The organism is Streptomyces sp. H27-D2, from assembly GCF_035828615.1.
Lineage (GTDB): Bacteria > Actinomycetota > Actinomycetes > Streptomycetales > Streptomycetaceae > Streptomyces.
This window is the reverse complement of the sequence record NZ_JAYMZR010000021.1, coordinates 72,191-80,546: the sequence shown is the minus strand read 5'-3', so window position 1 is coordinate 80,546 and position 8,356 is coordinate 72,191. Positions and strand designations below refer to the sequence as shown.

6 protein-coding genes and 1 pseudogene are annotated in these 8,356 nt (G+C 71.1%); 3 read left to right on the top strand and 4 right to left on the bottom strand.

Translation table 11 applies throughout. The features are described 5' to 3' along the window. Nucleotides 1-630 (top strand): annotated as a pseudogene (locus QMK28_RS11445) (MarR family transcriptional regulator); the annotation flags it as partial. A gap of 38 nt (nucleotides 631-668) precedes the next feature. Here QMK28_RS11445 and QMK28_RS11440 read toward each other — a convergent pair. The 3 genes from QMK28_RS11440 to QMK28_RS11430 all read right to left on the bottom strand — a co-directional run bounded on the left by QMK28_RS11440 (nucleotide 669) and on the right by QMK28_RS11430 (nucleotide 4,190). Further along, nucleotides 669-1,862 (bottom strand): serine hydrolase domain-containing protein, encoded by a 1,194-nt coding sequence (locus tag QMK28_RS11440; protein ID WP_326436968.1) that lies wholly within the window; start codon nucleotides 1,860-1,862, stop codon nucleotides 669-671. Nucleotides 1,863-2,223: 361 nt separating this feature from the next. After that, nucleotides 2,224-3,717: a glutamate decarboxylase gene (locus tag QMK28_RS11435; RefSeq protein WP_326436967.1), complete on the bottom strand. Its 1,494-nt coding sequence runs from the start codon at nucleotides 3,715-3,717 to the stop codon at nucleotides 2,224-2,226. 104 nt (nucleotides 3,718-3,821) lie between these two features. Next, on the bottom strand, nucleotides 3,822-4,190 hold the full coding sequence (locus QMK28_RS11430; RefSeq protein ID WP_326436966.1) for a YbjQ family protein: 369 nt from the start codon (nucleotides 4,188-4,190) through the stop codon (nucleotides 3,822-3,824). Between the two features lie 211 nt (nucleotides 4,191-4,401). On the opposite strand from QMK28_RS11430, the gene QMK28_RS11425 reads away from it, so the two are divergent. Beyond that, the gene (locus tag QMK28_RS11425; RefSeq protein WP_326436965.1) at nucleotides 4,402-5,205 is read left to right on the top strand and encodes a DedA family protein; all 804 of its coding nucleotides are present in this window, start codon (nucleotides 4,402-4,404) and stop codon (nucleotides 5,203-5,205) included. A 182-nt stretch (nucleotides 5,206-5,387) separates the two neighbouring features. Further along, nucleotides 5,388-7,145: a threonine/serine ThrE exporter family protein gene (locus QMK28_RS11420; protein ID WP_326436964.1), complete on the top strand. Its 1,758-nt coding sequence runs from the start codon at nucleotides 5,388-5,390 to the stop codon at nucleotides 7,143-7,145. Nucleotides 7,146-7,757: 612 nt separating this feature from the next. On the opposite strand, the gene QMK28_RS11415 is transcribed toward QMK28_RS11420, so the two are convergent. Then, a complete protein-coding gene (locus tag QMK28_RS11415) occupies nucleotides 7,758-8,255 on the bottom strand; it encodes an inorganic diphosphatase (protein WP_326436975.1) in 498 nt (165 codons plus the stop codon). Between the last annotated feature and the right edge of the window lie 101 nt (nucleotides 8,256-8,356).

Here is an 8,356-nt window from a genome sequence, read left to right as displayed (position 1 = left end):
GAGCGGGAGCCGGTGCCTCAGAACGAGCCGGAGCCGGTCCCGGCCCCGCAACCCGAGGCCCGCCCCGCCCCACAGCCCCGCCCCCGCGCGGGCCGCACACAGCCCCCCGCCCGACCGGAACGCGTCATCCCGCCCGCCCTGCGCGCACCACGCTCCGAGGCATACGAAGCACTGGCCACCCTCGGCCGCACCGACCCCCGGATGGCCCTCTCGGCCACCGAATGCGCCGACCTGGAGAACCTCGCCGCCGACTGGCTCGCCTGCGGAACCGGAACCCACCACCTCATCCAAGCCCTCACCACCGGCCTGCCACCCACCGTCCACTGCCCCGGAGCCCTCGCCCGCACCCGACTCATCCACCGGATGCCCCCCGCACCCGCCGCACCGGCCACGCAGCAGTACGCCGCCGTACCCCGCCGGATCATGGAATGCACCGGCTGCGGCGCACCCGGCCGCCCCGACGCCCTACCCGGCGGCCTCTGCCGCACCTGCCGCATCCACCGAGGCCACATCGCCCCGCCCCACCCAGCAGACGAACCCGACACCCCGACCCCCGCCGAGATCCACGCCCGCGTCAACCACCTCCGACAACTCCGCGCCCCACGCACACCCGCCACCAGCAACGCATGAACGCGAGGTCGCCGCGCGTCACCGCAGCGTGTCGCCTGTCACTTGCAGAGTGCGGTGTCGACGAGGGCCTCGACATTGTCGGGGCCCTGCTGGGTGGGCGGCATGGCGGCGGTGACGGCGACCGCGGCGGCGCGGCCGTCCTCGGTGACGCTGTTCATCGTGGCGTAGCCGGGGATGGTACCGCCGTGCCCCCACCTCAGGCCGCCGCAGCTCAGCGGCGTGCTGGTCACCCCCAGTCCGAACCGGACGGTGGACCCCATACCGGCATCCTCGGGGACCTTGACGGTGGTGCGCATCTGCTTGAGCTGTGCGGGCTTGAGAAGCTTGTCGCCGATCAGGGCGGAGAAGAAGCGGTTCAGGTCGCTGGGGGTGGAAATCATCTGCCCGGCGGCCCAGCCCCAGGAGGGGTCCAAGGCCGTGATGTCCTCCAGCGGTTCCCCGGGCTTCGCCGAGGAGTAGCCCTTGGGGTGAGCTTCCCGGATGCGCTCGTCGCCCACGCCGGGGAAGTAGGTGTGGCGCAGCCCGACGCGGTCGATGACCCGCTTGGTGATCTGCTCGGCCAGCGGACGGCCGGTGACCTTCTCGATGAGCAGGCCGGCGAGTATGTAGTTGGTGTTGCTGTACGACCAGCTGGTTCCGGGAGCGAAGAGCGCCTTGCGGGCCAGCGCCGTGTCGAGCAAGGTGCGGGGCTGGTAGTAGGTGTGGCGGGCCTTGCCGATGAGGTCATCCATCATGACGTCGGTGTAGTTGGGCAGTCCGCTGGTGTGCTGGAGCAGTTGACGCACCGTGATGTTGCGGCCGTCGATGTCCTCGCCCCGTACCAGGTTCGGCAGGTACTTCTCGATGGGGGCGTCGAGATCGACCTTGCCTTCGCCGACCAGCTGCAGGACGACCGTGGCGGTGAACGCCTTGGTGTTGCTCCCTATCCGCACCTGCCCGTCGACCGGCACCTTGGCCCCGGTCTTCACGTCCGCGACTCCGGCGGTGTAGTTACGGGTACGCCCGTCCCGGCCGATGGTAGCGGCCAGGGCGGCGGGGTACTTGTCGTCCTGCACCAGGCGCTCCAGCCCCTTGCGCACCACATCGTCGGAGCCGCGGGCCTGCGCCGCCGACGCGGGCAGCGTGCTGCCCACGGTCAGGGCAGCGGCCACCACGGCCATCAGCGCGACCCGCCGCCGCCCGGACGACGACGCTGCGCGAACACGCTGAAGCTGATGAGAACGATCGGTCATGGGGAACTCTCCTTGTGCAACCTGCGCGGTGCATCGGAAACCCGATCCGCTCAGCCTGCGCATTCAAGATCCACAGATCCATCCGGGCAGCGGGCCTATGCAAGTAGGGGTAACCCCCGGCCCCTTGGGCAGTCTGCCCACCCGTCACACGCCGCGGTCCCGCGCCGAGTTCGACAGAACTCTCGAACCGCCGAAGTCGCCGTCATCAGACAGGACTTAGGGCCCTTCTGGCGGCTCTTGGTCGGTCGCCGGGCCGGGCCGGTCGCTCGGCACGGTGCGCGTCTCCTCTTGAGGCTCTGAACGCCTCACGGGTAACACCTGCGCCAGCTGAGAGGCGGCTTCAAGAGCCGTCAGAAACGGCCTAGTGGTGGAACGCGGTCGCCTTGCCCTCCGGCCGGTTCAACGGGCCGCTCTGGGACCGTAGCTCGGGCGTCAGCTGCTCCAGGTCGGCCAGGAACAGATCCGCGAGGTCCATCGAGAAGCCGTTGCGGCAGACCACCCGCAGCACGGACAGGTCCTCCCGGTTCGCGGGGAACGTGTACGCGGGCACCAGCCAGCCGCGCTCCCGCATCCGGCGTGACACGTCGAAGACGTCGTAGCTCGTCACCCCGTCCGCCATGGTGAAGGCGAAGACGGGCAGCTCGTCGCCGTGCGTCAGCAGCCGGAAGTCGCCGAGCGCGCCGATCCGCTCGGCGAGCGAGCGGGCCACCTCGCGCGAGGTCTGCTGGACGGCGCGGAAGCCCTCGCGGCCCAGCCGCAGGAAGGTGTAGTACTGCGCGACGACCTGGGCTCCGGGCCGGGAGAAGTTGAGCGCGAAGGTCGGCATGTCGCCGCCCAGGTAGTTGACCCGGAAGACCAGCTCCTCGGGGAGCGCCTCGGCGTCGCGCCACAGCGCCCAGCCGACTCCGGGGTACACCAGGCCGTACTTGTGGCCCGAGGTGTTGATCGAGGCGACCCTCGGCAGCCGGAAGTCCCAGACCAGCGCCTCGTCCAGGAACGGGGCCACCATCGCGCCCGACGCCCCGTCCACATGCACCGGGACGTCCAGCCCGGTGCGCTCCCGCAGCGCGTCGAGCGCCGCGCACAGCTCGGCCACCGGCTCGTACGACCCGTCGAAGGTCGAGCCGAGGATGGCGACCACGCCGATGGTGTTCTCGTCGCACAGCTCGGCCGCCGCCTGCGGGTCGAGGTGGTAGCGGTCGCCGTCCATCGGGACCTGCCGGGCCTCCACCTCCCAGAAGTTGCAGAACTTCTCCCAGCACACCTGGACGTTCACGCCCATCACCAGATTGGGCCGGGCCCGCGCCGGATAGCGGTCCGCGTTGCGCTGCGCCCAGCGGCGCTTGAGGGCGAGCCCCGCGAGCATGCACGCTTCGCTCGACCCGGTGGTCGAACAGCCCACGGCCTCCGCCGGGTCCGGGGCGTGCCACAGCTCGGCGAGCATCGCGACGCAGCGCTGTTCCAGCTCGGCGGTGCGCGGGTACTCGTCCTTGTCGATCATGTTCTTGTCGCGGCACTCCGCCATCAGCACGCCCGCCTGCGGCTCCATCCAGGTGGTGACGAAGGTGGCGAGATTGAGCCGCGAGTTGCCGTCGAGCATCAGTTCGTCATGGACGACCTGGTACGCGGTGCTGGGCGGCAACGGCCCGTCGGGGAGGCGGTGCCGGGGCGGGGCCGCGACCATGCCGGCCACCGGGTCGGCCTCCCCGTAGAACGGATTGGGCGCGGGGCGCGCGGCCTCGACCTGCGCGCCCCGCGCGTCCTGGTTCGCGCGGGGCGCGTCCGGGCCGCCGGCGCGCCTGCCCTGCCCCTTGCCGCGCCTGCCGTTGCCGCTCCGGCCCTTGTGCAGCGCCATGGGGTGCGTCTCCTTCGGGTCTGCTGCCGCCCTGCCTGGTCTGGCGTACTGGTCCGGCCTGCCCCCGCTGTGACGCGCCCGCTACGCCTTGGGCGCGGTGCCCGCTACGCCTTGGGGGCGATGACGACGGCCGTGCCGTACGCGCACACCTCGGTGCCGACGTCAGCCGCCTCCGTGACGTCGAACCGCATCATCAGCACCGCGTTCGCGCCCCGCGAACGCGCCTGCTCGACGAGCCGTTCCATCGCCTGGTTGCGGGTCTCGACCAAGGTCTTGGTCAGGCCCTTCAGCTCGCCGCCGATCATGGACTTGAGGCCCGCGCCGATCTGGCTGCCCAGGTGCCGGGAGCGGACCGTCAGGCCGAAGACCTCACCGATGACCCGCTGCACGTCGTAGCCGGGAATGTCGTTCGTCGTGACCACCAGCACATCCGACGTCGACTCCTGGCCGCCGCCGAAATCCTCGATACCCATCGCGATACCTCCTTTTGCGTAGCTTCACGTCTCCTGGTGCCGACCGCATGCCGAGGTCGGCGCTTTACGCCAGCCGGCCGTGTGCCCGGTTGGCCGGTACTGGAACTGCTGGGTACCCGGAGGCGTTGATAGCTTTGGGCGGCACATTGGCCCACGCCTGTGCCCGGGCCTCGCATGAGCCTGCGCCCTCGACCCAGGAGCCTGTCACCCCGTGAACACTCTCGCGCTCGGCCCGAGCTGGCTGGACCCGGATTACCTGATCTCCACCTTCGGGCTGATCGGCGTCCTGGTCATCGTCTTCGCCGAGTCCGGTCTGCTGATCGGCTTCTTCCTGCCCGGTGACTCCCTGCTGTTCACGACAGGTCTGCTGGTCACCGGCGGCACGATGGACCATCCGCTCTGGCTGGTGTGCACCCTGGTCGTGCTCGCGGCGGTCATCGGCGACCAAGTGGGCTACCTCTTCGGCCGCAAGGTCGGGCCCTCGCTCTTCACCCGCCCCAACTCGAAGCTCTTCAAACAGGAGAACGTCGAGAAGGCGCACGAATTCTTCGAGAAGTACGGCCCGAAGTCGCTGATCCTGGCCCGCTTCGTACCGGTCGTACGGACCTTCACGCCGATCATCGCCGGTGTCAGCCGGATGAACTACCGCTCGTTCGTCATCTTCAACGTCATCGGCGGCACGCTGTGGGGCGCCGGGGTCACCCTGCTGGGTGCCGCGCTGGGCAACGTCGCGTTCGTCCACAAGAACATCGAAGCGATCCTGATCCTGATCGTCCTGATCTCCGTGGTGCCCATCGCCATCGAGTTCCTGCGGGCGCGCAGCAAGGGCAAGAAGGCCGCCGCCGCGGGCCCGCCGGCCCCCGGCGCGCAGCCCCCTGGTGCTCCCGGTGCGCCCGGCGCCCCCGGTACGCAGCCCCCCGGCGGCCCCGGCACCCCCGGCGGTCAGCCGCCGCACACCCAGCCCCCGAACAACGGCCCCTCCTCCGGCCAGCGCGGCCGACACGCCAAGCGCTGACACCCGGCTCCGCACCCGCTCCGCCACCCTCCCGACCCGCCGCGGCCCTTGACCGCGGCGGGCCGGCTCGGGAGGACAGCGGCTCGCCGCCGCTCCCGCCGCGACCCCCCCACTGCGCATCCACGCCGCGCATCAGGCATCGTGGGCCTTGCATAGGCAGGAGGCGTAAGAGGAGCGAAGCAGTGCCCGACCCACAGCGCAGCGCATCGGAACCCCCAGTTCCGGAGGACGGCAAGCCGCTGTCCGACGAGGCGCACAGCGCTTTCACACCACCGCTCGGGGTGCCGCAGCCGCCGCCGCCCGACCCGGACGGCGAGCAGCCCACCTCGGAATTCGCCATTCCCAGCGGCTTCACCGCCGAGGCGCCCTCCGAGGCCGAGAGCTCCGCCTTCACGCCCCCCAGCTCACAGACGACCCAGGCCATCCCGATCGTCCAGCCCGACCGGCCGGGCCAGGGCGCCCCCTCGAACCGCACCACCTACAACACCGGGGCCATGCGCTTCCCCGCCTTCACCCCGCCGCACGGCATCCCCGTCGTCCGGCTGACGAAGGACCAGCCCTGGCAGGACCGGATGCGCACCATGCTGCGCATCCCGGTCACCGAGCGCCCGCTCCCCGAACGGGTCGAGAAGCAGGACGACGTCGGCCCGGCCGTGCCGCGCGTCCTCGACGTGACCCGGCGTATCGGCGAACTGCTGCTCGCCGGCGGCGAGGGCGCCGAGGACGTCGAGGCCGCCATGTTCGGCGTCGCGCACGCCTACGGGCTGGACCGCTGCGAGCCGACCGTCACCTTCACGCTGCTCTCCGTCTCGTACCAGCCCTCGCTGGTCGACGACCCGATCACCGCCAGCCGCACGGTGCGCCGGCGCGGCACCGACTACACCCGGCTCGCCGCCGTCTTCCGGCTCGTCGACGACATCACCTCCGGGGACATGACCCTGGAGGACTCCTACCGACGGCTCGCCGAGATCCGGCGTAACCGCCACCCGTACCCCGGCTGGGCCCTCACCCTCGCCTCCGGCCTGCTGGCCGGCGCGGCGAGCATCCTGGTCGGCGGCGGCGGCCTGGTCTTCCTGGCAGCCGCGCTCGGCGCGGTCCTCGGCGACCGGCTGGCCTGGCTCTGCTCGGGGCGCGGTCTGCCGGAGTTCTACCAGTTCGTGGCAGCGGCCATGCCGCCCGCCGCCATAGGAGTCGTCTTCGCGCTGAGCCTCGGCCACGCGGACAAGTCACAGGCCGGCGCGGTCATCACCGGCGGGCTGTTCGCGCTGATCCCGGGCCGGGCGCTGGTCTCCGGCGTCCAGGACGGTCTGACGGGCTACTACATCACCGCCGCCGCCCGCCTGCTGGAGGTCGGCTACCTCATCGTCGGCATCGTCTGCGGCGTGCTGATCGTGCTGTACGGCGGCGTGACGCTGTTCAACGCGGACCTCGACCCTGAGGCGCTGCAACGCGTCGAACGGCCGGTCCTGCAGACCCTCGCCGCGATGCTGCTCGCCCTGGCCTTCTGCGTGCTGCTCCAGCAGGAACGTCACACCGTGCTGTTCGCGACCCTCAACGGCGGCGTCGCCTGGGTCGTCTACGGCGCGCTGCACGACACCGGGCCGCTCTCCGCGGTGGCCGCGACCACGATCGCCGCCGGCCTGGTCGGCCTCTTCGGCCAACTGCTCTCCCGCTACCGCTACGCGTCGGCGCTGCCCTACGTCACGGCGGCGATCGGCCCGCTGCTGCCCGGTAGCGCCACGTACTTCGGGCTGCTCGGACTGGCCCAGGGCGATACGAACGGCGGGTTCAAATCGCTGACGACGGCGGCGGCGCTGGCCCTCGCCATCGCGATCGGCGTGAACCTCGGAAGCGAGGTCGCGCGCCTGTTCATCCGCGCGCCGGGCGGCGAGGTCGCGGCGGCGGGGCGGCGGGCGGCGAAGCGGACGCGGGGGTTCTGAGCGGGGGCATGGCGGCGTCGCGAGGGGCGGTGCGGGCTGTCCTGGGGCGCCGGGTGGGACTTTGGTGTCGGGCGCGGGCCGTATGGGGGTGGCGGTGCGGTGTTGTGGGTGCCGGGGGCGGGGCCTGCGGTGCGGGCCGTCCTGGGGCGTCGGTGGGACGTTGGTGACGGGGGCGGGGCCTGCGGGGCGGCAGGCCCTGGACCGTATATTTACGGGCCTGGCGGCCCACAAATACACGACAGCGTCCAGGACCTACCGCCCCTCCGGCCCCACCCCCTCCCGTTGAGTCGCGCCCGGGGGGAGTGCGTGGCCCGGCCCCGGACGAGCTCGTGGCCAACCGCCATACGAGCTCGTGGTCGGCCTGGCATACGGGCTTGTGGCCGACCCGCCGTACGGGTGTGTCGCCGACCTCGGAGGTCTGTGTCGCCGACTGCCCATCTCGCTGCGGCGAATGGCTGTGTCCGGACACGCCGATGGGCGGCGCGCCCCCATCGGGGTGTGCCGCCCATCCGCGTACGGGCCCGATAGCTCGTACGGGGCCAGTAGCCCGTACGGGGCCAGTGGCGTACAAAGCCACCGGCCTCCGTGGACCGCCGTAGTCCTCCGTGGACCTCAGTGCAGCTTGCCGCCCGCGTCCGCGAGGCGCTTGACCGAGGCGTCGACCTCGGCTTCGGCTTCGGTGCGGCCGACCCAGTTCGCGCCTTCGACCGACTTGCCGGGCTCCAGGTCCTTGTAGACCTCGAAGAAGTGCTGGATCTCCAGACGGTCGAACTCGGAAACGTGGTGGATGTCGCGCAGGTGCTCGACCCGCGGGTCGGACGCCGGGACGCAGAGCAGCTTGTCGTCGCCGCCTGCCTCGTCGGTCATCCGGAACATGCCGATCGCGCGGCACTTGATGACGCAGCCCGGGAAAGTCGGCTCGTCGAGGATGACGAGCGCGTCCAGCGGGTCGCCGTCCTCACCGAGGGTGTTATCCACAAAGCCGTAGTCGGCGGGGTAGCTGGTCGAGGTGAAGAGTCGACGGTCGAGGCGGATACGACCGGTCTCGTGGTCCACCTCGTACTTGTTCCGCGAACCCTTCGGGATCTCGATGGTGACGTCGAACTCCACGGGTGGCTCCTCCATGATCAGCACATACTTCGGGTGGTTAAGTGTCCCCCACGCAAGTGTGTGATCGCGAAAGGGGCTGGTCCGAGGTGCCGCTGACCAGA

Bases quoted from the DNA above. Each gene is read 5' to 3' on its own strand.
- QMK28_RS11440 (WP_326436968.1), bottom strand. From the start codon at position 1,862: ATGACCGATCGTTCTCATCAGCTTCAGCGTGTTCGCGCAGCGTCGTCG.
- QMK28_RS11435 (WP_326436967.1), bottom strand. From the start codon at position 3,717: ATGGCGCTGCACAAGGGCCGGAGCGGCAACGGCAGGCGCGGCAAGGGG.
- QMK28_RS11430 (WP_326436966.1), bottom strand. From the start codon at position 4,190: ATGGGTATCGAGGATTTCGGCGGCGGCCAGGAGTCGACGTCGGATGTG.